Annotated in this window: 22 protein-coding genes; 5 read left to right on the forward strand and 17 right to left on the reverse strand. The window is 66.2% G+C overall.

Annotated features, from left to right (window positions below; all coding sequences use genetic code 11):
* Positions 1-182 precede the first annotated feature (182 nt).
* On the reverse strand, positions 183-776 hold the full coding sequence (locus tag GQB00_RS15025; RefSeq protein ID WP_165856938.1) for a histidine phosphatase family protein: 594 nt from the start codon (positions 774-776) through the stop codon (positions 183-185).
* Between the two features lie 126 nt (positions 777-902).
* On the opposite strand from GQB00_RS15025, the gene GQB00_RS15030 reads away from it, so the two are divergent.
* Positions 903-1,352 (forward strand): YaiI/YqxD family protein, encoded by a 450-nt coding sequence (locus GQB00_RS15030; protein ID WP_111497541.1) that lies wholly within the window; start codon positions 903-905, stop codon positions 1,350-1,352.
* Between the two features lie 138 nt (positions 1,353-1,490).
* Positions 1,491-3,290 (forward strand): ABC transporter ATP-binding protein, encoded by a 1,800-nt coding sequence (locus GQB00_RS15035; RefSeq protein WP_111497540.1) that lies wholly within the window; start codon positions 1,491-1,493, stop codon positions 3,288-3,290.
* Here the strand turns inward: GQB00_RS15035 and GQB00_RS15040 are convergent.
* A complete protein-coding gene (locus tag GQB00_RS15040; protein ID WP_165856939.1) occupies positions 3,272-4,021 on the reverse strand; it encodes a ZIP family metal transporter in 750 nt (249 codons plus the stop codon). The genes GQB00_RS15035 and GQB00_RS15040 overlap by 19 nt on opposite strands.
* Positions 4,022-4,069: 48 nt before the next feature.
* Positions 4,070-4,285, reverse strand: coding sequence for a dodecin (locus tag GQB00_RS15045; RefSeq protein WP_111497538.1), 216 nt, complete (start codon positions 4,283-4,285; stop codon positions 4,070-4,072).
* Positions 4,286-4,462: 177 nt separating this feature from the next.
* Between GQB00_RS15045 and GQB00_RS15050 the strand changes: the two genes are divergently transcribed.
* On the forward strand, positions 4,463-5,608 hold the full coding sequence (locus GQB00_RS15050; protein ID WP_165856940.1) for a PQQ-dependent sugar dehydrogenase: 1,146 nt from the start codon (positions 4,463-4,465) through the stop codon (positions 5,606-5,608).
* On the opposite strand, the gene GQB00_RS15055 is transcribed toward GQB00_RS15050, so the two are convergent.
* The 6 genes from GQB00_RS15055 to GQB00_RS15080 all read right to left on the reverse strand — a co-directional run bounded on the left by GQB00_RS15055 (position 5,600) and on the right by GQB00_RS15080 (position 12,291).
* On the reverse strand, positions 5,600-6,733 hold the full coding sequence (locus tag GQB00_RS15055; RefSeq protein ID WP_165856941.1) for a glycerate kinase: 1,134 nt from the start codon (positions 6,731-6,733) through the stop codon (positions 5,600-5,602). The two genes, GQB00_RS15050 and GQB00_RS15055, sit on opposite strands and share 9 nt — an antisense overlap.
* 113 nt (positions 6,734-6,846) lie before the next feature.
* Positions 6,847-7,959, reverse strand: a complete 1,113-nt coding sequence (locus GQB00_RS15060; protein WP_228276821.1) for a lipocalin-like domain-containing protein — start codon at positions 7,957-7,959, stop codon at positions 6,847-6,849.
* Positions 7,956-10,190, reverse strand: a complete 2,235-nt coding sequence (locus GQB00_RS15065) for an FtsX-like permease family protein (protein ID WP_165856942.1) — start codon at positions 10,188-10,190, stop codon at positions 7,956-7,958. The genes GQB00_RS15060 and GQB00_RS15065 overlap by 4 nt, the downstream gene beginning before the upstream one ends.
* Positions 10,190-10,891: an ABC transporter ATP-binding protein gene (locus tag GQB00_RS15070; protein WP_165856943.1), complete on the reverse strand. Its 702-nt coding sequence runs from the start codon at positions 10,889-10,891 to the stop codon at positions 10,190-10,192. Before GQB00_RS15070 ends, GQB00_RS15065 begins: the two co-directional genes overlap by 1 nt.
* On the reverse strand, positions 10,857-11,270 hold the full coding sequence (locus GQB00_RS15075) for a GFA family protein (protein ID WP_111497532.1): 414 nt from the start codon (positions 11,268-11,270) through the stop codon (positions 10,857-10,859). The genes GQB00_RS15070 and GQB00_RS15075 overlap by 35 nt, the downstream gene beginning before the upstream one ends.
* A 37-nt stretch (positions 11,271-11,307) precedes the next feature.
* Positions 11,308-12,291 carry a zinc-dependent alcohol dehydrogenase family protein gene (locus GQB00_RS15080; RefSeq protein WP_165856944.1) on the reverse strand — a complete coding sequence of 328 codons (984 nt, stop codon included), beginning with the start codon at positions 12,289-12,291 and terminating at the stop codon, positions 11,308-11,310.
* A gap of 314 nt (positions 12,292-12,605) precedes the next feature.
* Between GQB00_RS15080 and dkgB the strand changes: the two genes are divergently transcribed.
* Positions 12,606-13,415: a 2,5-didehydrogluconate reductase DkgB gene (gene dkgB, locus GQB00_RS15085; RefSeq protein WP_111497530.1), complete on the forward strand. Its 810-nt coding sequence runs from the start codon at positions 12,606-12,608 to the stop codon at positions 13,413-13,415.
* Here the strand turns inward: dkgB and GQB00_RS15090 are convergent, their stop codons facing one another.
* The 3 genes from GQB00_RS15090 to GQB00_RS15100 form a co-directional block, all read right to left on the reverse strand.
* The gene (locus GQB00_RS15090) at positions 13,416-14,060 is read right to left on the reverse strand and encodes a hypothetical protein (protein WP_165856945.1); all 645 of its coding nucleotides are present in this window, start codon (positions 14,058-14,060) and stop codon (positions 13,416-13,418) included.
* Entirely contained in the window at positions 14,061-14,978 is a 918-nt protein-coding gene (locus GQB00_RS15095) for an aldo/keto reductase (RefSeq protein ID WP_165856946.1), read from the reverse strand.
* Positions 14,979-15,077: 99 nt separating this feature from the next.
* Entirely contained in the window at positions 15,078-15,848 is a 771-nt protein-coding gene (locus GQB00_RS15100) for a glutathione S-transferase N-terminal domain-containing protein (RefSeq protein ID WP_165856947.1), read from the reverse strand.
* Positions 15,849-16,217: 369 nt separating this feature from the next.
* Here GQB00_RS15100 and dacB point away from each other — a divergent pair, with 369 nt between their 5' ends.
* Positions 16,218-17,750: a D-alanyl-D-alanine carboxypeptidase/D-alanyl-D-alanine-endopeptidase gene (gene dacB, locus GQB00_RS15105; RefSeq protein WP_165856948.1), complete on the forward strand. Its 1,533-nt coding sequence runs from the start codon at positions 16,218-16,220 to the stop codon at positions 17,748-17,750.
* 28 nt (positions 17,751-17,778) lie between these two features.
* On the opposite strand, the gene GQB00_RS15110 is transcribed toward dacB, so the two are convergent.
* The 5 genes from GQB00_RS15110 to GQB00_RS15130 all read right to left on the reverse strand — a co-directional run bounded on the left by GQB00_RS15110 (position 17,779) and on the right by GQB00_RS15130 (position 22,469).
* Positions 17,779-18,549, reverse strand: a complete 771-nt coding sequence (locus GQB00_RS15110) for an SDR family oxidoreductase (RefSeq protein WP_111497525.1) — start codon at positions 18,547-18,549, stop codon at positions 17,779-17,781.
* An 80-nt stretch (positions 18,550-18,629) separates the two neighbouring features.
* Positions 18,630-19,319, reverse strand: coding sequence for a histidine phosphatase family protein (locus GQB00_RS15115; RefSeq protein ID WP_111497524.1), 690 nt, complete (start codon positions 19,317-19,319; stop codon positions 18,630-18,632).
* Positions 19,319-20,383 carry a phosphotransferase family protein gene (locus GQB00_RS15120; protein ID WP_165856949.1) on the reverse strand — a complete coding sequence of 355 codons (1,065 nt, stop codon included), beginning with the start codon at positions 20,381-20,383 and terminating at the stop codon, positions 19,319-19,321. Before GQB00_RS15120 ends, GQB00_RS15115 begins: the two co-directional genes overlap by 1 nt.
* A gap of 28 nt (positions 20,384-20,411) precedes the next feature.
* Positions 20,412-21,227 carry an SDR family oxidoreductase gene (locus tag GQB00_RS15125; RefSeq protein ID WP_111497522.1) on the reverse strand — a complete coding sequence of 272 codons (816 nt, stop codon included), beginning with the start codon at positions 21,225-21,227 and terminating at the stop codon, positions 20,412-20,414.
* 30 nt (positions 21,228-21,257) lie between these two features.
* Entirely contained in the window at positions 21,258-22,469 is a 1,212-nt protein-coding gene (locus GQB00_RS15130; RefSeq protein WP_165856950.1) for an acyl-CoA dehydrogenase family protein, read from the reverse strand.
* Positions 22,470-22,559 lie beyond the last annotated feature (90 nt).

A 22,559-nucleotide genomic window follows, 5' to 3' on the forward strand; every position in this document is an offset into this window, starting at 1 on the left:
TTGTGGCGGGCCTTTTCCGGCCGGCGTTCGGGGAGCCCCGGTGCCGTGGGTGGGCGGATCGGGACTTCCTGGTTTTGGGTGCGCGCCCGTCGCCGGGTAGGCTTGGGGCGCAGGAACCTTCACCTTCTTTTTTAGACCCCGATCATTCTTTGCACAAGTCGATTCGTTCGTCGGCGGAACCTTCAGTTCTGGACCGACGGCGGCATCACCTGCGCCAGCACCTCGCTACCCTCGCCGAGCGGCAACGACAGGATCAGACCTTCCCCGGAACTTGTGTAACTCCCTGTCAAAGCGGAGATATTGACCTGGTGGGAGACCATGACCACGGGCAACCCAGACGGCAGGGCGTTGACGTTGTCGACGGTGGCGGCGGTCTGCTCGGACCGGTTGCCCTGGCCGCCGAAGAAGGAATTGAGGGAGGCCATCGTGGATACCGACCCCAGATCCATCAGCTCGGCGGTCTCCCGACAGCGGCACCAGGCGCTGCTGAACACCCGCGCCTGATCAATGCCCTGCTGCGCCAGGAAACGCCCCCAGTCGCGAGCCTGCTGGCGGCCCACGTCGTTCAGGTTGCGCTGGGTGCTGCAGTCGTTGACGTCGAAGTGATCCGGATCGCCGATGCCCGGCGCCAGGGCATGGCGCAGGATCAGCACCGCCTCGCCATCGCGCAGGGCGTGCCAGGCCTCCGCCTCATCGGCCCGGGCGTTGGATGACGCCAGGAGTGCCCCGACGATAAAGAGACCGGAAACCCGTTGCAGCCATTGCCCCAAACGCATGATAAAACCCTCCGCGGAGATCCTTTCTCCAATCCTACGCCGCCGCGGTCCGGATCGCTCACCCGCCCCTGCCCTTCCGCCGTGAATCGCGGTATCCTCGCGGCACGACACACTGGAGAAGTTGCCATGCCCATCTGGGTCGACGCCGATGCCTGCCCCGTTCCCGTTCGCGAGATCCTCTGCCGCGCCGCCAACCGCTGGAAAGTGACGGTGACCTTTGTCGCCAACCAGCGGGTCAACGTGCCGCCGTCGCCGTTCATCCAGACCCGCCAGGTGCCGCAGGGCTTTGACGTGGCGGACAACGAGATCGTCGAGCAACTCAGCAGCGGCGACCTGGTCATCACCCAGGACATCCCCCTCGCCGCCGAGGCCATCGAGCGTGGCGGCGCGGCCCTGAGCCCACGCGGCCAGCCGTTCACCCCGGACAACATCCGCCAACGCCTGGCCATGCGCAATTTCATGGAAGAGCTGCGCAATGCCGGACAGGTGACCGGTGGCCCGTCCGGCTTCTCCCAGACCGACCGCAAGGCCTTCGCCGACCAGCTCGACCGCTGGCTGCAGAAGCACGCGCGATAGCCCGGGCCGGGCCGCCTGACGGCCACCTCGTGCGATAGTGATTCGCTTTCAAGCCCCTGCAAATTCCGCTAGGCTGTGCGCCTTTTCCCCTGCCCGACCCACACCCTCCGGGCACGGCTTCCGCATCGGAGAATTGGCATGTCCAGCACCAACAGTTTCCAGGCCCTGGGGCGACTGCTGCGCTACGCGCGCGGCTATCGGCGCCAGATCATCACGGCCACGTCCTTTTCCATCATCAACAAGCTGTTCGACATCGCGCCGGAGATCCTGATCGGGATCGCCATCGACGTGGTGGTGAACAAGGAAGAAAGCTTCGTCGCCGCCCTCGGCTTCACCACCGCCGAATCCCAGATCATGGTGCTCGGGGCGCTGACGTTCTTCATCTGGGCGGGCGAGTCGCTGTTCGAATACCTGTTCCAGCTGGCCTGGCGAAACCTGGCCCAGCGCCTGCAGTCGGACCTGCGTCAGGACGCTTACGAACACGCCCAGCGGCTGGACATGAACTTCTTCGAGTCCAACAGCTCCGGCCAGCTGGTGGCCACCATGAACGACGACGTCAACCAGTTGGAGCGCTTCCTGGACGGCGGCGCCAACGCCATGATCCAGATCCTGGTGACCGTGGTGGCGGTCGGTGCGGTGTTCTTCGTGATCTCACCCAAGGTGGCGTTGATGGCGTTTACGCCGATCCCGGTGATCATCTGGGGGGCCTTCTACTTCCAGCGCAAGGCCGGCCCGCTCTACGCCGACGTGCGCCAGAAAGTGGGTGATCTCTCCAACCGCCTGGCCAACAACCTGGGCGGCATCGCCACCATCAAGAGCTTTACCGCCGAGGCGCGCGAAGCCGAACGCCTGCGCGAGTCCAGCGAGGCCTACGTGCAGGCCAACCGCCGCGCCATCCGCATCAGCTCGGCGTTCATCCCGCTGATCCGTATGGCGGTTCTGGTGGGCTTCCTGGCCACCTTCACCATTGGCGGCATGATGGCGATCAGCGGTGAGCTGAACGTGGGTGCCTACGGCGTACTGGTGTTCCTGACCCAGCGTCTGCTGTGGCCGGTGACCGGCATGGCCGAGGTGGTGGACCTGTTCGAACGCGCCATGGCCAGCACCCGCCGCATCCTCGACCTGATCGCCGAACCCATCCACGTGCGTGACGAAGGCAGCGGCGAGCTGGCCCAGCCGGTGAAGGGCGCCGTGCAGTTCGACGACGTGCACTTCGAGTACGGCGCCAGCGGCGCCGGCGTTCACGGCATCAGCCTCGACGTGCCCGCTGGCCACACCCTGGCTCTGGTCGGCTCCACCGGTTCCGGCAAGTCCACGCTGATCAAGCTGCTGCTGCGCTTCTACGACGTGCAGCAAGGCGCCATCCGCATCGACGGCCAGGCCATCCAGGATGTGAGCCTGCGTTCGATTCGCCAGACCATCGGCCTGGTGAGCCAGGACGTCTACCTGTTCGACGGCAGCATCCGCGACAACATCGCCTACGGACGCCCGGACGCCTCCGATGAGGACATCATCGACGCCGCCCGAACCGCCGAAGCCTGGGGGTTCATCCAGGCGTTGCCGGAGGGGCTGGATACGGAAGTGGGTGAACGCGGGGTACGGCTGTCCGGCGGCCAGCGCCAGCGCCTGTCACTGGCTCGGGCGCTGTTGAAGGATCCGCCCATCCTGGTACTGGACGAAGCCACCAGCGCGGTGGACAACGAAACCGAGGCGGCGATCCAGCGCTCGCTGCAGCGCATTGGCCACAACCGCACGGTGATCATGATCGCCCACCGTCTGTCGACCATCGTCCACGCCGACCAGATCGCCGTGGTGCAGGACGGTGAAGTGCTGGAGCGCGGCACCCATCGGGAACTGATCGACAGGGACGGCAACTACGCGGCCCAGTGGCGTGTGCAGACCGGGGCGATCGAGGCGCTTCAGCCCACCACCGTCTGACCCAGCACGCCGAACAGGAAGCCGATGACGGCGCCCAGCGAGGGCGCCCAGTGCTTCTCCAGTTTCGCCTGCGGCGCGATATCCTGGAACACTAGGTAGAGGATGCCGCCGGAGGCGAACAGCATGATAAAGCCCAGCGCCGCCTCGTGCTGGGCCAGCCACAGATGGCCAACCAGCCCCGCCAAAGGCCCCAGCGGCACCAGGCAACAGAACAGCACCAGCACCATATTGCCCCCCAGGGCCTGGGCCCGGCGCTTGCGGTGCAGCCGTTCCGGCGGCTCGGTCGCCACCAGCTCGCGGTAGGCGTTGAAGCCCTCGGGCAGGTTCTGCACGGCCACCAGCAGCGCCAGCAACACGCCACCGGCGCCGTCCACCGCCAGCAACGCCCCCAGCGCCAGGGATTCGGGCAGGAAGTCCGCCAGCATGGCGAGCAGTTGCGATACCGAGCCACGAAAGCGGGTCAGCAGCGCATCCAGGTAACCGAAGAAGGCGCCGCCGAGGATCATGGCCAGGGCAATCCAGTGCGGCGCCAGCACGCCCACGCCCTCGGGCACCAGGACCAGCGCCACGGCGGAGAGCAGCGCGCCCCCACCGAATGCGATCACCGAATGGCGAAATTCGGAATCAAGCCAGCCGGGGACCAGTTGTTCGGCCCGTCCAAACAGGGCACCGGCCGGCATGGCCGCGCCGGCCAGGGTGGTCAGCACCACCGTCATCCAGATTGACGTCATCGGGTTACGGCGCCCTCACCGCCTGGGCGGGCATCAGACGATGCGCGCTCAACTCCCCTGGATACGGAAGCCGACCTTCATCACCACCTGGTAGTGCCCGACCCGTCCGTTATCGACGTGACCGCGGGTCTCGGTCACCTCGAACCATTCGATATTCTTGATGCTTTTGCTGCATTCTTCCAGCGCATTATTGATGGCATCTTCGATGCTGTCCCTGGACGATCCGACAATCTCGACTTTCTTGTAGATATGATGATCCGACATGGGTCGTCTCCTTCCGTTGTGCAACCAAACGCGGTGGATGGAAAGCGAAATGTGGATGCGGTCAGTATGGCACAGGATGCAAGTGACTCCGGTCATGCATCTGAACCTTTTGCCATGGGGTATATCCAACACCACACTGAAAGCTATCACCGTTAGACGTGCAGGAGGCAGCAAACGATGAGCAATGCGCAACCCCACCACCCGATCACACCGGCCCTCGCACTGGCCGCCAGCCTTTGCCTGGGCAGCCTGGCTGAGGCCGAGACCTTCGAGTCCCGACATCACAACTACGAGGTGGAGAGCGTCGCCGATGGCCTGGAATACCCCTGGGGCCTGGCGTTCCTGCCGAACGGCGACATCCTGGTTACGGAGAAACCCGGCCGCCTGCGCATTCTGCGCGCCGGGCAGTTGCTGGACGAACCGGTCAGCGGTGTGCCCGAGGTGGCCTACGGCGGCCAGGGCGGGCTGCTGGACATCATCCTGCACCCGGAATTCGAACAGAACCGGCTGCTTTTCCTGAGCTACGCCCACGACGACGCCGGCGGGCGCACCACCCGCGTGGCCCGCGCCCGCTACCAGGGCGGGGCGCTGAGCGATGTGGAGGTCATCTTCGAGGCCCTGCCCCGTTCCAACACCACCCGCCACTTCGCCGGGCGCATGGCGTTCGACCGGGACGGCTACCTCTATGTGCCCGTGGGCGACCGCGGCGACAAACCCCGCGCCCAGGATCTGGGGGACGACGCCGGCGGCGTGCACCGCATCACCGTCGACGGCAAACCGGCACCGGGCAACCCGTTCTTCGACCGCAACGGCGCCAACGCCACCTTCTTCACCTACGGCAACCGCAACATCCAGGGCATGACCACCCACCCGCAGACCGGCGAGATCTGGAGCCACGAGCACGGTCCGCGCGGTGGCGACGAGGTCAACGTCATCCGCGCCGGCACCAACTACGGCTGGCCGGAGATCACCTACGGCATCGGCTACAGCGGCCTGCCGATCACCGACAAGACCCAGGCGCCGGGCATGGCCCAGCCACTGCACTACTGGGATCCTTCCATCGCACCCTCCGGCTTGGCGATCTACGACGGGGAGATGTTTCCCGACTGGCAGGGAGACCTGTTCGTGGGCGCCCTCAAGTTCCAGAAAGTGGTGCGACTGCGGGTCAATGACCGCGAGCAGGTGGAGGAAGAAGAAGACCTGCTCACCGAGATGGACGCGCGGATTCGCGAGGTCAAGGTCGGGCCGGACGGCGCCCTGTGGCTGCTGACCGACGACTCGGACGGCCAGGTGTTGCGCATCACCACAGCCGGCTCACCCTAGTCCATAAAGCGCGCCCACATTGCGGGCGGTGCGGCGCAGGTTCTGTTCCGCCTGCGCCAGGGCATCCTCCAGCGCCATGGGCGTGGGCGTGATACCGAAGATGGCGCTGATGCCACAGGCCAGCGCCTCTTCATAGTCGTCGCCAAGACTGCCCGCCAGCGCCACCACCGGCACGCCGGCCTGGGCCGCCTCCCGGGCGAGGCCGGCCAGGGTCTTGCCGTGGGCCGTCTGGCCATCGATGCGGCCCTCGCCGGTCACCACCAGATCGGCGTCCTTGAGATGGGCGCGCAGCCCCACTGCGTCCATCACCACATCCACGCCGGGTTCCAGCCGGCCGCCCAGGAAACCGCAGGCCGCCATGCCGGTGCCACCGGCCGCACCGGCCCCGGGCAGGCTGACCAGCTTGCGGCTGACCACCTGTTCCAGCAGCGCGCCGTAGCGGGCCATGCCCTGATCCAGGGCAATCAGCATTTCCGGCGTCGCCCCCTTTTGGGGCCCGAACACATAGGTCGCCCCGGCGGGGCCGGTCAGTGGATTGTCGACGTCGCAGATCACCCGGAAGCGGGTCGCCGGAATGCGTGTGTCCAGCTCATGCAGGTTGAGGGACGCCACCTCCAGCAGGCCCTGGCCCCCGGCAGCCACCGGCTTGCCGGACGCGTCCAGCGCCTTGACGCCCAGCGCCTGCGCCATGCCCAGCCCGCCGTCGTTGGTGGCGCTGCCACCCAGGGTCAGGATCACCTGCTCGACGCCCAGATCCAGTGCATCCAGGATCAACTCGCCGGTACCCCGGCTGGTGGTTTTCAGCGGATTGCGCCGGGCCAGCGGCAGCTTCTGCAGACCACTGGCCTCGGCCATCTCGATCACCGCAGTCCTGTCGTCATGGATCAAACCGAAGCGCGCCTTGAGCGGGTTGCCGTCGGGGCCGGTGGCTTCGGTTTCCTCATAGCGCCCGCCAGCGGCGGTGACCAACGCCTCCATGGTGCCTTCGCCGCCGTCCGCCAGGGGCAGCTCGATGTAGCGCGCGGCGGGCAGGACCTCGCTCAGCCCCTCGCGAATCACGCGGGCCGCCTCGGCGGCGGTCAGGCTTTCCTTGAACGAATCGGGGGCAATCAGGATGTGGGGCACGGGCGTTCCTCTCTCGCAGGGCCAAGCACGCAGGACAAAGGCATTCTCACTGGGCAAGGGCGTTTGTTGTTCAGTGACCTGTTGAAAGTAAAGCAACAACCGCGCCTGGGTGCTCAGTCCGCCTCGTAACCGGTCAGTTCCAGGTAGCCGCGTCCGCTGTGGGAGCCGGAGACCGACACCGGGCTTTCCCAATAGGGATACAGCCCGCGGTTCCAGAAGTTACCGGGCATGGCCTCGACGTTCAGGTCCACCGCCTGCGCCGGAATGGTCAGACGCCAGCCCGCCGGCACCGTGCCGGTCGCGAACGCACGCCGCTGGTCGGGCTCAAGGGTAAAGTCGTCGCCGGTCAGGGCCTGCACGGCGCCGTCCGGACCGATCCAGGTGCCAGACAGGAAGGCTCCGTCCGCTTCCCGCAGTCGAAACGCCATCACCCGGGCGCCGCTGTCCAGCTGCAGCGCCATCCAGTCCCAACCGCGCTGGTCGGAGCGCAGGAACTGGCTGCTCCACTCGCGATCGAACCAGCCCGAACCCGCTACCGACTGGGTCACCCCGTCGACCGTCACCTGCCCCTCGATGGCCAGGTCCACGTAGCTGAAGTACATCGAGCCCTCACCACTGGCGGACTTGGCACTGAAACCATTGTCGCCGTGCCGCACGGGCGCGCGGCGGGGACGCAGCGTCAGGTCATAGGACCAGTCGGCGGCGGCCACCGACAGTTGCCAGACGCGGCCATGGCCGGTGGTGCGCAGCGACCAGTCGTCCAGCCACACCGAGAACGGTTCGGCGCGGGCGCCGGCGTGGCCGATATCGCCCCGGGCCACGCGCTCGCTGAAATGATGCTCATCGGGGCGGGACACCGCCGCGTGCGCCATCCACACCGACTGCAATGGCCAGGTCTCCGCCGCCGGCGCGCTGTCCCCCGGAGCCCGAGGCACCAAGGCCTGGCGGAACTGGGTCCACTGCAGCCCCAGCGGCTGGCCGTCGGCGGTGGTCAGGTTGGCGGTCAGATACCACCATTCGATGCGCACATCGGGATGCGGCCCCAGATCCCGCGGCAGACGGATGCGATCCCCCGCGCGGGGTTGCCGGAAATCGCCCGCCTCGGCACTCGACAGCGAGTCGCCCAGACCGGCAAAGCCCGCCGGCTCGGGCGCCTCGCGTCCGCATCCCGCCAGCACGGCCCCCCAGCCGATCAGCACGACCATCCACACAGTCCGGACACTCATCGGTCGGCTCCCTGCACCTGATGCACGCCCACCGGTTCCGGCGGCCGATCGCCAACCTGACGCTGGATCAAACAGCCGACCAGTGCGCCGATCGCCGCAGCCAGCCCCAGGATCTGCAACCAGAACAGCGGGTAGACCGCCATCGGCAGGGACCAGCCAAACGCCGCCGGATTGATCCGCTGCACCAGGGCCCAGGTGAGCAACACGCCCAGCGGCAGCGCCGCCAGCGTGGCCAGCATCGTCAGACCGAGCGACAGGCCGCACAGCCGCCAGCCCAGGGCGCGCCGCCCCAGCCCCCAGACCCGCAGCAGGTGGAAGTACCAGCGCCGCGTGCCGAAGAACACCCAGCCCAGTACCAGCAACGAAACGCCGGCCAGCAACAGGGTCAGCAGACTGATGGCGCGGGTCAGCACGAACGTCTGGCGAAAGATGCGCTCGGCGAGGCCGCGTACGGTGGCGTTGTCCCGCACCTCGAACGCGGCCGGCGGCAGTTCGCCGGCGAGCGTAGCGCGCACCGACGCCACCTGCGCGTCCGGTGCAAGCCTCAGGGTCAGGCTGAGAAAATCGGGACGAAACGCCGGCGGCAAGGCATTCGCGGCCAGCAGGATCTCGCCCCGGGGGCGGCCGTAATCGGCGTAGACCGCCGCGACGGAGGCGTCCCGGCGCTCACCCGCCAGTTGGAAGGCCACTCGGTCACCGGGGCCGATTCCCTCTCGGCGGGCGAGCTGTTCGTTGACCATCACCGCACCATCCGCCAACGCCGCCCAGGGGTCGGGATCGGCTGCGATAAACGTCCAGCGTTGCAGTTGGGGCGTCCCGGCCGGCAGCGCCAGCAGATCGACCGACGGGCCGGACGCCAGCTCGCCCTGACCGCGCCGCACCGGGTACCCGTCGATCACCGCCGGGTTCCGCTCCAGGGCAACCAATGCCGGCGCCAGATCGGACGGATCGGCCAACTGGACAAAGGCATCCCCCTGCAGCCGCTGCTCGAGCCATTGCTGGAAGGTGCTCTCGAAACTGGTTACCAGCGCCTGGATGGCAATCACCGTGGCCGCGGCAAACTGCAACGCCACCACCGGCAGCGCCAGGCGACGCAGCATCACCGCCAGCTCGCGCAGACTCCACTGTCGCAGCGGCTGGCGCGTGTGCTGAGCGCCACGATCCGCCAGGCGCGCCAGGAGGGTCGGGGTCAGCAGCCCCGTGCCAAGGAACACCGCCGCCAGGGCCAGGAAGATCACGGACAACCGCTGCCCGGCCAGCAGCCCCACGAGACCGGCGAGCAGCATCAGCACCGCCACATCCAGCCCAACGCGGTGGGAGCGACCGGGCGCCTGCCGATCCCCCAGCAGACCCCAGAGCATGACCATCCCCGTCACCACCAGCACCGGCAGGAAGCGCATGGGCGACAGATCGGCGGCGAACAGGCTGACGTCGAACAGGCCCGCCATGATGCGGCCGAAGCCGCTGGCGAAGCCCGACGCCAGCATCAGCCCCAGCAACGTGCCCGGCAGGGCGCCGACGACCGCGATCAGACCCAGTTCCAGCAGGCGCTGGCGTTGCAGCGTTCGCTCGGGCACGCCGTAACGCTGCAGCAGCAGAAAACTGCTGCGTCGCTGCGACAGCCCCAGCAGGTAGACGCTGCGCACCAGCAGGCCGGTGATGAGCAGCACCAACACGCACAGGGCATCCAGGTTGAACAGGAAGCTGTCCGCCAGCTCACCGGTCTGCAGGCGCTGTTCCGCCGGCGCTAACCGGTAGCCCGGCGGCAGCGCCGCATCCCCGTTCGGGGTCAGCAAGCGCAGCGCCGCGTCGCGCCCGGCCGCCTCTGTCTGGCGCACCGCCTCGCCGATATCAATAAACGGTCCTTCGCCCGACAGGGCGTCGCCGCCGGTCAGGGACCGGGGAAAGCACCCCATGGCCAGGCCATCGATGCCGATCCGTTGATCGCCCCCGTCGTCGGCCACCACCAGCCACGGCGCGACGCACACCCCTGCCCGGCGCAGACGCACGAAATCGTCGACGCGCAGCGGCGCGCCGTCATCGCGCTGGATGTCGTGCAGACCGGAAAGCCATTGCGAGGATTGCTGCAGGCTGTCGCGGGCCTGGCGGGTCAGGTCCCAGACGCCGCTCCACAGGGCCGTGGACAGCAGGATGATCAGCAACAGGGCGAGCAGTTGCCCGGGATGGCGCCGGTAGTGGCTGAGGGAGGCTCGCCACAGGGCGCGGCGCATTACGCTTCGGCCCCGAGACGCAGCACCCGGTCGCAGCGTTCCGCCAGCGCCGGATCGTGGGTGGCGAGGATCATCGGACAGCGCTGCTCATGCTGGAAATCGAAAAGCACGTCGGCGACGTCATCGGCGGTGTGGCGATCCAGGCTGCCGGTGGGTTCGTCCGCCAGCAGCAGTTTCGGCTGCATCGCGAAGGCCATGACCAGGGCCGCGCGCTGGCGCTGGCCGCCGGATACCTGATCCGGATAACGATCGCCCAGTCCATCCAGCCCCAGACGCGCCAGCCAGCCCGCCGCGTCCACCGACGCCTGGCCGGCCAACTGCGCCCGCAGGCGTACGTTTTCCGCCAGGGTCATGGCGGGCATCAGGTTGGCTTCCTGGAAGACCGTGGCGATGTGGGCGCGCCGCAGCCCGCTCCAGGCTTCGGCAGAAAGGGCGCCGCCGTTCTGGCCGAACAGACTCAGCTCACCGGCATCAAGCGGCTCCAGACCGCAGAGCAGGTTCAGCAGCGTGCTCTTGCCGGAACCGGAACGGCCCATGAGTGCCAGCGATTCGCCGGGCGCCAGCTCCAGGTCGAGGCCGTCGAATACGGGCACCGCCCCGGCCGCCGAACGAAAACGCTTGACCAGCTGCCGGGCGCGCACCACCGGCCCGGCGCCGTCCGGCGAATCAGTGGGGATCGTTGGTCCTGTCGGTCTTCTCATACTGGGGCAGGTCGTCGGTGATGGTGAACCAGTCGGACTTGGAGCCGACGTACACATGGTACGCCGGCGCCTGGTCCAACGGACCATCGAGGGTGCCGACCCGCAAACGCAGGATGCCGGGGATGGCGTCCACACGGCTGTAAAGCGGGCTGCCGCACTCGCGGCAGAAGGCGCGGTACTTGCCCGGGCGGGATTCGAACTCCTTGACCAGGTCCTGGCCTTGGACGATCTCGAAGTGCACCTGCTGCACCGGGCTGTTGGCGGCAAAGGCACTGCCCTGGGCGCGACGGCACTGGCTGCAGTGACACAGGGCAATCGGCCCCAGCCGCCCCCGGTATTCGAACTTTATGCCACCGCACAGACACTGACCGGTTTTCATGCTGCTTGTCTCCAACGTAACCGGGCGGTGGGCGGCCCTATTCCGGGACGATCAGGATCTTGCCGTCCCGCTCACCCGAGGCCGCTGCGGCCACCGCCGCCTTGATTTGGGAGACATCATACTCGCCCGCGACCCGGGCCTGAAGCTGACCGGTCGCAATCCGTTTCGTCAGCTCGCCGAAGACCTGCATCTGTTGCTCGCGGCTGGCCTGCTCGAACCACTTGGCCAGCCAGAAGCCCTTGACGGTGACGTTGCGGAAGACGATGTTGCGCGGCGACACCTGACAGGGCTCGCCGCTCATCATGCCGTAGTTGACCAGGGTGCCGCCCTCGTCCAGGCAGTCAGCGATGTGGTCGGTGCTGGCGCCGCCCACCGCGTCGATGGCCAGCTTCACGTGACCGTCGCCGACCGCTTCGCGCACCCGCTTCGCCAGGTCCGGACCGTCCACCACGACCACGTCCGCGCCCTGTTCGCGCACGCCCGCCACGGCGGATTCGCGCCGTACCACGTTGACGGTACGCAGACCACGGAGCCTGGCCAGCTGGATCAGATAACCGCCCACACCGGAGTTGGCCGCGTTCTGGATCACCCAGTCGCCGTCGCTCAGGTCAACGAACTCCGACAGCATCAGCATCGCGGTGGGCGGGTTGATGGTCATCATCGCCAACTGACGCGAGTCAGCCTCATTGGGCAGGGGCACCAGTTTGCGCGCGTCCACCACCGCGTGGCTGACCCAGGTGCCGATTCCCACCGGCAGCAGCACGGTCTGGCCGACCTCGGGGCCGTCGGTCTCCGGCCCCAGCGCCTCCACCCGGGCCACACCCTCGTTGCCGCCAATCGCCGGCAGCGGTGGCAGCATGCCGTACTCACCGGTCAGGGTCAGCACGTCCGACGGATTGATCGGCGCCGCCAGCACCTTGACCAGCGCCTGCCCCGGACCAGGCTCTGGGGTGTCCACCTCGACCGCATCGATCACATCCTGCGGCACCGGGCCGCGACGTTCGTACTTTGCCTGCAACATCGTTGTGTCTCCTTGTGGGTATACGGCCCAGCTTAGGCCGCACACGGGCGTGACGACAGGGGGAGATCGGTCAGGACGCTGGTGAATTCCGCCAACATCACCCAGCTCAAAAAAGTTTGCGGCGGGACGTAAAAAGGACTTGAAGAATGGGGCGAATCCCCCCAACGTAGAAGATAGCCAGAGATCCTCTGGAAGCGTCCCGGCACTCGCGCGGACGCCATCTTTTCCGATTGCCTGTGGGCAGGCGGGCTCTTCCAGAGGCTCCCTGAACCTCACCATCTTTATTTTCGTTTAACGTTACTGAGGGAGTTGCCATGGCACTGGATACCTTGCCGCCCATTGGCATGGGCACGTTTCGACTCAAGGGCGATATCGCGCGCGACGCGGTACGCAGCGCCCTGTCCCTGGGCTACCGGCACATCGATACCGCCCAGATCTACGGGAACGAGGCGGAAGTCGGTGATGGCATCACCTCCAGTGGCATTCCGCGGCGTGATATTTTCCTGACCACCAAGGTCTGGCACGACCGCCTGCGCGCCAGCGATCTGATGAACAGCCTCAAGGACAGCCTGCAACGGCTGAAGACGGATCACGTGGATCTGGCGCTGATCCACTGGCCGTCACCGGACGACGAAGTGCCCATGGAGGAGTATCTGGGCGCACTGCGCGACGCCCAGCGCGAGGGCCTGGCCCGTCACGTGGGCGTGTCCAACTTCACCAACGCGCAGCTCGACAACGCCCGCGTGATCCTGGGCGACACACCGATCCTCACCAACCAGGTGGAAGTGCATCCGTTCCTGAGCAATCGCAAGGTGGTCAGCCACGTGCAGGAACTAGGCATCAAGGTTACGGGTTACATGCCGCTGGCGGTGGGCCGCGTGATGGACGACGAGACCCTGGCCGGCATCGCCCGCGCCCACAATGCCACAGCGGCCCAGGTCGCCATCGCCTGGGTAGCGTCGCAGGGCATCGTGCCGATCCCCTCCTCCACCCGGCCGGATCATCAGAAATCCAACCTGGGCGCGCTGGACATCGAGCTGTCGATCGACGAGATCGACGCCATCGATAAGCTCAACCGCGACGAGCGCATCGCCAATCCGGAGTTCGCCCCGGACTGGGATTGATCAAATCTGCCGCCGGCGTGTGGGCCACAGGGCGCTGACCAGCAACAGCGCCCCCACCACCGGCGGCACCAGCGACCAGCTTGTGGCCAGCGTCCAGTGGGTGAGACCGTCAAGGAGTAACCAGACCACGGGCACCGGCAGCAGCAGCCAGCGCCAGATACCGGGCAATGGATGCAGGAGCAGGACCGTCAGGCAGACGGTCGGCGCCGGCGTCAGGCCCGGCCATCCCCAGGCGGTGATGCCGCCGTAATCCAGTGCAGGGGCCGCGCACAGGGCCAGCACCAGCAGAATCCCGCCCATCGTCCAGCGCCAGTCCGTTCGCCGTATCGGCGCCGTCAGCCCCGCCGCAACCAGCAGCAGCGCCTGTATCCCGAACGCCCAGGCCATGTACGCCATCGCCCAGTTGATCGGCGCGTAGAAGCGATGCAGGAACAGCAGCGCCGTCGCGCCCCACCCCAGCGCCAGGATCAGGTAGGCGCTGCGTCGCCAGCCGACACGCCCGGACGCCAGCAGCCAGGGCATCAGCGCCAGCAACAGCAGGGCCAGCAGAGCCCCCGGCCAGAGCAGTTCATTGAGGCGCACGAACAGGCGCAGGTAGACCTCCGGCGTGAACATCAGGAAGTCGCGCAGGTGGTAATCCAGCATTCACAGGGACTCGACGTAATCGATCATCCGTTGCCGCTGTGCCGGATCTGGCAAGCGGCCGTAGAGGGCGCCCATGTTCTCGCGCATGTGCTCCAGCTGCGTGGTGGCCGGGATGGCGCAGGTGACATCCGGATGGGAAACGATGAATTTCAGGAAGAACTCGGCCCAGTTCTGACAACCGGCCTCCGCGGCCCACTCCGGCAGGGGCTCAGAATGGAAGCGGCCGAACAGGCGCCCGCCCTGGAATGGGCGATTGGCGATGATGGCGATACCGCGTTCCCGGGCCAGCGGCAGCAGCTGTTGCTCAGCCTCGCGGTCGAGGATGTTGTAGGTGAGCTGGACGAAATCCAGCGGCTCGCGCTCCATGATGGTCTTAAGCTCGGCGTGGCGGCGGCCGTGAGAGGTGGTGATGCCGAGGTAGCGGATGCGCCCCTCCGCCTTCATCGCCTTGAGGTTGGCCAGGTGCCCCTCCCAGCCCAGCAGGTTGTGGATCTGCATCAGGTCGAAGGTCTCCACACCCCAGAGGTTGCCGGAAATGCGCACCTCGTCGCGGGTGCTGTCTTCGTCGCCGGTCCAGACCTTGGTGGCGGAGAACAGATCGTTGTAGCGGCCCAGCTTGATCATGGCCTTGCCCACCACCGCTTCGGCGGAACCGTACATGGGCGAGGAGTCCACCACGGCGCCGCCGCGATCGAAAAACAGTTCGAGGATGCGGGTGCGGTCTTCGATCAGCCCCGGATCGGAACCGACGTTGAAGGTGCGCCAGGTGCCCATGCCGATCACCGGCAGGGACTCACCGGTGGCCGGGATCGCCCGGGCGATGGGCGCCGGCTGGGCGAAAGCGCGCGGTAGGCGGGCGCTCACACCCAGAGCCAGCAGGCTTCCCAGGAATCGACGACGGTTCAGCAAAGGTCCCATGAGATCACTCCCGACGTTACCGACCGGCATCGCCAATGACGACGGCGCTGTACATTTCCTGAGCATTGTACGGCACAGACCGCCGAAGTACAGGTCGGGTCAGACGGCGTATTGTTGGTCCAGGTAATCCAGAATGGCAGCGGACTCGAACAGTGCGGCCCCGGTATTCGGGTCTTCCAGGAACGGAACCTGAACCCGTTGGTGCTCCTCGAAGAAGCGGGCCCGCTTGCCGCCGGGAATGGGCTCGTAGGGCCCCGCCTTGATCCGCCGCCTGGCCGGGCCGATTTCCGACCAGTGCTCCTTGCCCAGGTTGTGCAGGCGGTACGGCAGTTCCAACTCACACAGCCGTTCCCGCACCAGCCGGGAATAGGGGCTGCCCTCGAAACTCCACAGGTGCAACGGTTGATCCGCAGCCCGCGCCGGACGCGCCCGCAAGCCCCGCAGCCCCCGCGCCATACTGGCCAGACTGCCAAGCACCGGCTGGTGGGGCCAGGCACGATAGTAAGTGGGAACATCCCGCTGGGCGTAGGTGCTGAACAGGTAGCTGACGATATCGGCGGATTCGTACATCACCCGGTCCGTATTGGGATCCACCAGCAGCGGGAACAATGGCTTTCCGCCAAGCCGCTGGGCTTCCGGGCGATAGCGCGTGCCGCCCTTGGGGCAGGGCCGGATGTCGGCATCCAGGTGCAGCGCCGACAACGCCTCCCGCACCCGGCGGCAATAAGGGCAGCCCTCCATATCGTAAAGGACCAGCGGTTTGGCCGGCGCCCGGGCCGCCTCAACCACCATGCAGCCGCGCCAGGCCGTGAGCGACGAAGTGGCGACCGAACCAAGAACCTTGACGTGGTGTTGCAGGGTCTGGGGCATGTTGTCGTCCTGTGTTGATTGGCAAACGAATGTGAACGGGGTCCTTGCCAGCGCAAACACCGAGGCTGGCCGGAGACTGCCATCATTTCAATGCATTACGCAGACCGCAGCCTTGGCCGTCCCGTCGTAACAACCCTGCGGCGACAGCCAAGCTGGTTACACAGCACTGACAAAACCGCTTTAAAAGATCAACTTACCCTATCCTTTTAACGTTATGTATCAAAATCAGTCATAGGCATTGGGCCGGCTTCTGGGCTATTTTATGGAGGAGTCTGGCCAGCGGGTCCGAAAAGAAACCCGATGCCACGCAGTGTCTCGCCGCCTTCACCTGTGCTGTAACTCGACATCTCTGTTAGAGGATGAACAATCATGTCAGCCACAGCCGCTTTCCGTGGGAAACGTGGTCGGGTCCGCCCTCTGTCTTTTGCTTTCGCCCTGCTCGCCGGCCTCTGGACCGGCCAGACTGTGGCCGATGATACGCCGCGCACGCCCTGGTCCGACAAGATCGTCAAGGCGACGGTCAAGGCCATGGACACCCGTGAGGCCATGGGTGTCGCCGCGGTGCCGCTCAACGGCCCCGGCCTGCCCCAGTACATCAACGCCGACGAACCCATGAGCCCGGGCTCAATCATGAAGCTGGTGACCACCTACGGCGCGCTGGAAATCCTTGGTCCCACCTATCGCTGGCAGACCCGGTTCTCCACCAACGGCCAACTGGTCGGCCGCACCCTGGAAGGCGACCTGTACATCACGCTCTCGGGCGACCCGCACCTGAGTCTGGAACGGCTTTGGAGTGCCTTCTCCGAGCTGCGCGGCATGGGCATCGACACCATCGACGGCGACATCGTGCTCGACGGCAGCGTGTTCAACCTGCCCAACGGTCTGCCCGCGTTCGACGATAACGGCGACAACGACCACGCGCCTTTCCTGGTGCAACCATCGCCCTACCTGACCAACTTCAACCTGCTGCATTTCCAGGTACGCGCCGACGAACGCGGCACGACCGCCTGGGTGACGCCGGCGCTGGACAACATTGTCATCGACAACCGGATCACCGCCCGGCCGGAAGCGGACTGCCCATCACGCCACCGATTCGACTGGACCTCGGAAACCCGCGAGGACGGCACCGTCCGGATGACGGTCACCGGCCAGTTGCCGCGCGGCTGCCGCACCACCAAGTACCTGTCCCTGATGTCCGCCGAAGCCTACACCGCCGCCACCCTGCGTACGGTGTGGACACAGATGGGCGGACTGATTACCGGCGGCCACCGACTGGCGGAAACGCCGGAGGACAATCAACTGCTGGTGACCTCCAACTCGCCGGACCTGGTGACCACCATCCGCGATATCAATAAATGGAGCAACAACGTCATGGCACGCCAGCTGCTGTTGGCGATCGGCGCGGAAAACCGGCAGCCGGCGGACGCCGACGACCGCGAGGCGGGCGTTCGTGAAATGATGAGCTGGCTGAAGCGCAAAGGCGTGGACACCCGCGGGCTGATGATCGACAACGGCTCCGGCCTGTCCCGGGACAGCCGCATCAGCGCGCGCCAGGGCGCCCAGATCCTGCAGGCGGCGTGGCAAAGCCCCTATGCCGCCGACCTGATCGCCTCACTGCCGCTGATCGCGATGGACGGCACCATGCACCGCCGTCTGCGCAACACCGGCATGGCCGGCCTGGGCCGGATCAAGACCGGCTACCTGGAGAACGTGCGCTCCATCGCCGGTTTCACCCGGGACACCAACGACACCACCTGGGCGGTCATCGGCCTGGTCAACCACGCCCCGGCCTGGAACGGCCAGGCGCTGCTGGACAAGGTGCTCTACTCGCTTTACCTGCAACCACCCGTCGGTACAGCCTTTTCAAGCGCCCATGTGGACTCGGGAACGGAGGTTCGCTGACGCGAGCCCCGTTCCGCTGGCGCACCGGTCAGACGGTCAGGTAACCGCCATCCACGTTGAGGCAGCTGCCCGTGGTGTAGCTGGAGGCGTCCGACACCAGATACAGCACCGTACCCGCCATTTCGTCCGGATCGGCCATGCGGTTCATGGGAATGTGCATCAGCGCCTGCTTCTTGATGGCGTCGTTGGTGGTCAGGGCGCTGGCAAACCTGGTGTCGGTCAGCCCCGGCAGCAGCGCGTTCACACGCACGTTCTGCGCGCCCAGCTCCTTGGCGTAGGCCTTGGTCATGGAGATCACCGCCGCCTTGGTGATCGAATAGATCCCCTGAAAATGCCCCGGCGCCACGCCGTTGACCGACGCCACGTTGACGATGGCCCCGCCGCCCCGCTTCTTCATCAGCTTGGCCGCGCCGGCGCACATGAAGAAGTAGCCGCGGATGTTCACGTCCACCGTCTTCTGGAAGGCGGACAGCTCGGTCGTCTCGATCGGCCCGAAGTGGGGGTTGGTGGCGGCGTTGTTGACCAGGACGTCGAGCCGGCCGTGGGTCGCTTCAATGTGGGACCAGAGGCCTTCGATCTGTTCCATCTCGCCAATGTGGCAGGCGTAGGCTTCAGCGTCGCCACCGGCCTCCCGGATGCTTGAAGCCACCGCCTCACAGCCCTCGATCTTGCGGCTGCTGACGATCACCTTCGCGCCCCGGGCCGCCAGCAGGCGCGCCACACTCTCACCGATGCCGCGGCTGGCGCCGGTGACCAGGGCGATCTTGCCGGACAGGTCGAACAGGTCTTTCTGACTCATGGTGTCTCCAGTGTCTGTCTAGTGTTGTTTCTGTCTTGTGTCGTGTCTGTGTGCTTTGAGGGAAGTCGGTACGATCCGGATCAGCGGAATGTCACCAGTTCCGGCGCCCGGTCTTCCAGGTGGGCATAACCGTTGAACCCCGAAAGACTGCGCCGGCCGCCGGAAAACAGGATGCGGGTCACGCTGGTGTTGGCGATCACTTCGTTCAGCGCCAGCGCGCGCCGGTCGTCCAGTCCCAGCAGCTGCTGCATGACGACGGCGATGGGGCCGCCCGAGCTGGCCACCAGCACGTCACCGCCGTTGGCACCGTCGATCGCCGCCTGCAGCGCGGCGCCGACCCGCGCCTGGAACGCCGCCCAGGTTTCCGGATAGTCGGCCTCGTGCTCACCACTCACCCAGCGCTGGACCGCCTCGGCAAACGCCTGCTGGAAGGCCTTGCGCGGCTTGTCGTGGGTCGCCAGATCCCGGGCCATGGCGTCGCGGTCCGCCCAGGCGGGCTTGAGGGCATGCACCACGGCTTCGTGATCGAACTCGTTGAAGCCCGGGTCGATCTGCAGCTCGGGCAGCGGCTGCCCGTAGCCTTCGCCGATGGCGGTCACGGTTTCCCGGTGGCGTTGCAGGTCGCCGCAGAACAAGGCCGCCGGCGTCACTTTGTCCGCCAGCCAGCGGCCCAGCACGCGTCCCTGCTCCCAGCCAGTGTCGGACAGCTGGTCGTAGTTGGCCTTGCCGAAACTGGCCTGGCCGTGACGGATCAGGTACAGGGTCGCCATTACAGGTCGCTCGCCTCGATCAGACGCTGACAACGCTTCTCCAGGTAGTTGGCGGCGTGGCCGAACATGGCGAAGCGCTTGTCCTGGGTCTGGCCGTTATAGAAGCGGTAGTAGATCTGCTGGATGATCACCGCCAGCCGGAACAGGCCATAGATCTCGTAGAAATCGAAGCGCCCGGCGCGGTAGCCGGAGCGATCCATGTAGTACTCAACCACCTCGTCCCGGGTCAGCATCCCCGGCCGGTGGGTCGGCTGGCGGCGCAGGATCTGGAACGGCTGCTCGTCATCCGCCTGGATCCAGTAGGCCAGGCTGTTGCCCAAATCCATCAGCGGGTCGCCGATGGTGGCCATCTCCCAGTCCAGCACCCCGGTCACCTCGAACGGGTTGTCCGGGTTGAGCACCACGTTGTCGAAGCGGAAATCGTTGTGGATCACGCACTGGGCGATGTCGTCCGGCATCTTGTCGTCCAGCCAGCTCATCACCGACTCGAAATCCCCCACGTCGGCGGTGCGGGCCTTGCGGAAGCGGTTACTCCAGCCGCCGATCTGGCGCTGCACGTAGCCGGGACCCTTGCCCAGCTGGTCCAGGCCGGTGGCGACGGGATCGACCCGGTGCAGGTCCACCAGTTTGTCGATGACGTTCAGGCACAGACGACGGGTGTCTTCCGCGGACAGGTCGAAATCCCCGGGGAAATCCTGGCGCAGGATGATGCCCTTGAAGCGCTCCATGACGTAGAAGTCGCAGCCCAGCACGTCGTGATCGTCGCAGATGGCGATGATCTCCGGCACGTCCGGGTAGACCGGCTTGAGCGCGCGCATCACCCGCGCCTCGCGCAGCATGTCATGGGCGGACTTGGCGATCTGTCCGAACGGCGGGCGACGCAGGACGAACGAGCGGTCGCCGTAATCCACCTGATACGTCAGGTTGGAGGCGCCCCCCGGATACTGGCGGATCGCGGGTTCGCCGGACAGCTCCGGAATCGCCTGTTTCATGAAGCGGTCGACGGCGGCGGCGTCCAGTTCCTCGCCGTCACGAATATCGACGGCCTGATCAATCTGCGTCATCAACTTGTCTCCTTGCCGTGGGGACCGCTCAGGCGGCGCCCCCGAATTTACGGATCCAGCGCTTGCTCTCCTGGTGCATCAACCAGTCAAAGGCCCAGGGCGCGTGGCGCTTGAGGATCCACATGCGGCGTTCCTTGGCGTGGGGCAGGACCCAGAATTCCCCTTTCTCTTCAGCACGCACAATGTCGTCGGCGACCTGCTCGGCGGTCATGCCGGAGCGCTTCATCAGCTTCTTGACGTTGGCGTCCATGCCCGGCATTTCCGAACGCATGGAATCGGTGAGGTTGGTGGGGAAGAACGCCGGGCACACGCAGCTCACGCGGACGCCGTGATCGCGCAGCTCCATACTCAGGGTTTCGGACAGGGCGATCACGCCGGCCTTGGACACGTTGTAGCTGCCCATCAGCGGCGCCAGCATCAGTCCCGCCATGGAGGCGATGTTCACGAAAGCGCCCTGCTTCTGCTGCTTGAACAGCGGCGTGAACACCTTGCAGCCGCGCACCACGCCCATCACGTTGATGTCGAGGATCCACTCCCAGTCCGACAGCGTGGTGCCTTCGATGCTGCCGCTGGAGGCCACGCCGGCGTTGTTCACCACCACGTCCACGCCGCCCCAGCGCGCCACCAGCTGCTCCTTCACCTGTTCCAGGTCGGCAATGCGGCGCACGTCGCAGGGCAGGAACAGGCCCTCGCCGCCGGCTTCGCTGATCTCCCGTTCGACGGCTTCGCCCTGCTCCGGCTGGATATCGCCGATGCAGACCCGGGCCCCTTCCCGGGCGTAGCGCAGGGCCATCGCCCGGCCCAGGCCGCTGGCGCCGCCGGTGATAAAAACGCGTTTTGTCATGTGGTTGTCCTGTTGTTATTCGTGAAGCGATTACTGGGCGTATTTTTTCAGTTCCAGCTTGGCTACGGTGCCACGGTGCACCTCATCCGGTCCATCCGCCAGACGCAGCACGCGGGCGTAGGCGAACAGCTGGGTCAGCGGGAAGTCATCGTCGCTGACCCCGGCACCGCCGTGGATCTGGATGGCGTTGTCGACGATGGTCTGCAGCATCTGCGGGATCACCGCCTTGATCATGGCCACCTCGCTCAGCGCGCCCATGATGCCCTGGGTGTCCAGCAACCAGGCGCATTTCAGGGTCAGCAGGCGGGCCTGTTCAATGGCCATGCGGGCGTTGGCAATGATGTCCGGGTTGCCGCCCAGTTTGGCCAGGGGCTTGCCGAAGGCTTCGCGGGTCATGGCCCGCTGGATCAGGATTTCCAGGGTCCGCTCGGCGGCGCCAATGGCGCGCATGCAATGGTGCACCCGTCCCGGCCCCAGCCGGCCCTGGGCGATCTCGAAGCCCTTGCCCGGCCCGACGATGATGGCACTCCTGGGCAGGCGCACGTTGTCGAAGCTGACTTCGCCGTGACCGTAGGGTTCGTCGTAGGAGCCAAACACGGGCAACATGCGCTCGACCGTCACGCCCGGCGTGTCCTTGGGCACCAGCACCATGGAATGCTGACGGTGCTTGGGCGCCTCGGAATCGGTCAGGCCCATGAAGATCAGTACTTCGCATTTGGGATGGCCAATGCCGGTGCTCCACCACTTGCGCCCGTTGAGCACCACCTCGTCGCCCTCCACGATCGCGGTGGCGGCCATATTGGTGGCATCGGAGGACGCCACTGCCGGCTCGGTCATACAGAACGCGGAGCGCACCTCGCCGGCCAGCAGTTTGCCCAGCCAGGCGTCCTTCTGCGCTTCGGAGCCGTACTTGATCAGCACTTCCATGTTGCCTGTGTCCGGCGCGTTGCAGTTGAAGATCTCCGGCGCGATAAAGCTGCGTCCGGTTTCCTCGGCGATCATGGCGTAGTCGGCGTTGGTCAGGCCGCAGCCGTATTCCTCATCCGGCAGGAACAGGTTCCACAGCCCCTGTTCGCGGGCCCTGGCCTTGAGCTCAGCGATGATGGGCAGCTCCACCCAGCGGTTGTCCAGCGACGCCATGTCCGCGTAATAGGTGGCTTCGATGGGTTGAATCTCATCGCGGATAAACGCCTTGACGCGATTGAGGTAGTCCAGACCTTTTTCCGAGGGGCTGAAGTCCATAGCGAGTGCTCCGGGCCGAAAATCGTAGACAGCGCGGCGGCCTATCCGTCGCGCTCCAACAGTTCAGGCAGTCTACGTTCGCTCAACCGC

This window comes from Marinobacter sp. JSM 1782161 (genome assembly GCF_011421605.1).
Taxonomy (GTDB): domain Bacteria; phylum Pseudomonadota; class Gammaproteobacteria; order Pseudomonadales; family Oleiphilaceae; genus Marinobacter_A; species Marinobacter_A bohaiensis.

Excerpts from the sequence above, each read along its gene's own strand:
- GQB00_RS15025 (WP_165856938.1), bottom strand. The coding sequence starts at position 776 with ATGCGTTTGGGGCAATGGCTGCAACGGGTTTCCGGTCTCTTTATCGTC.
- GQB00_RS15030 (WP_111497541.1), top strand. The coding sequence starts at position 903 with ATGCCCATCTGGGTCGACGCCGATGCCTGCCCCGTTCCCGTTCGCGAG.
- GQB00_RS15035 (WP_111497540.1), top strand. The coding sequence starts at position 1,491 with ATGTCCAGCACCAACAGTTTCCAGGCCCTGGGGCGACTGCTGCGCTAC.
- GQB00_RS15040 (WP_165856939.1), bottom strand. The coding sequence starts at position 4,021 with ATGACGTCAATCTGGATGACGGTGGTGCTGACCACCCTGGCCGGCGCG.
- GQB00_RS15045 (WP_111497538.1), bottom strand. The coding sequence starts at position 4,285 with ATGTCGGATCATCATATCTACAAGAAAGTCGAGATTGTCGGATCGTCC.
- GQB00_RS15050 (WP_165856940.1), top strand. The coding sequence starts at position 4,463 with ATGAGCAATGCGCAACCCCACCACCCGATCACACCGGCCCTCGCACTG.
- GQB00_RS15060 (WP_228276821.1), bottom strand. The coding sequence starts at position 7,959 with ATGAGTGTCCGGACTGTGTGGATGGTCGTGCTGATCGGCTGGGGGGCC.
- GQB00_RS15065 (WP_165856942.1), bottom strand. The coding sequence starts at position 10,190 with ATGCGCCGCGCCCTGTGGCGAGCCTCCCTCAGCCACTACCGGCGCCAT.
- GQB00_RS15070 (WP_165856943.1), bottom strand. The coding sequence starts at position 10,891 with ATGAGAAGACCGACAGGACCAACGATCCCCACTGATTCGCCGGACGGC.
- GQB00_RS15075 (WP_111497532.1), bottom strand. The coding sequence starts at position 11,270 with ATGAAAACCGGTCAGTGTCTGTGCGGTGGCATAAAGTTCGAATACCGG.
- GQB00_RS15080 (WP_165856944.1), bottom strand. The coding sequence starts at position 12,291 with ATGTTGCAGGCAAAGTACGAACGTCGCGGCCCGGTGCCGCAGGATGTG.
- dkgB (WP_111497530.1), top strand. The coding sequence starts at position 12,606 with ATGGCACTGGATACCTTGCCGCCCATTGGCATGGGCACGTTTCGACTC.
- GQB00_RS15090 (WP_165856945.1), bottom strand. The coding sequence starts at position 14,060 with ATGCTGGATTACCACCTGCGCGACTTCCTGATGTTCACGCCGGAGGTC.
- GQB00_RS15095 (WP_165856946.1), bottom strand. The coding sequence starts at position 14,978 with ATGGGACCTTTGCTGAACCGTCGTCGATTCCTGGGAAGCCTGCTGGCT.
- GQB00_RS15100 (WP_165856947.1), bottom strand. The coding sequence starts at position 15,848 with ATGCCCCAGACCCTGCAACACCACGTCAAGGTTCTTGGTTCGGTCGCC.
- dacB (WP_165856948.1), top strand. The coding sequence starts at position 16,218 with ATGTCAGCCACAGCCGCTTTCCGTGGGAAACGTGGTCGGGTCCGCCCT.
- GQB00_RS15110 (WP_111497525.1), bottom strand. The coding sequence starts at position 18,549 with ATGAGTCAGAAAGACCTGTTCGACCTGTCCGGCAAGATCGCCCTGGTC.
- GQB00_RS15115 (WP_111497524.1), bottom strand. The coding sequence starts at position 19,319 with ATGGCGACCCTGTACCTGATCCGTCACGGCCAGGCCAGTTTCGGCAAG.
- GQB00_RS15120 (WP_165856949.1), bottom strand. The coding sequence starts at position 20,383 with ATGACGCAGATTGATCAGGCCGTCGATATTCGTGACGGCGAGGAACTG.
- GQB00_RS15125 (WP_111497522.1), bottom strand. The coding sequence starts at position 21,227 with ATGACAAAACGCGTTTTTATCACCGGCGGCGCCAGCGGCCTGGGCCGG.
- GQB00_RS15130 (WP_165856950.1), bottom strand. The coding sequence starts at position 22,469 with ATGGACTTCAGCCCCTCGGAAAAAGGTCTGGACTACCTCAATCGCGTC.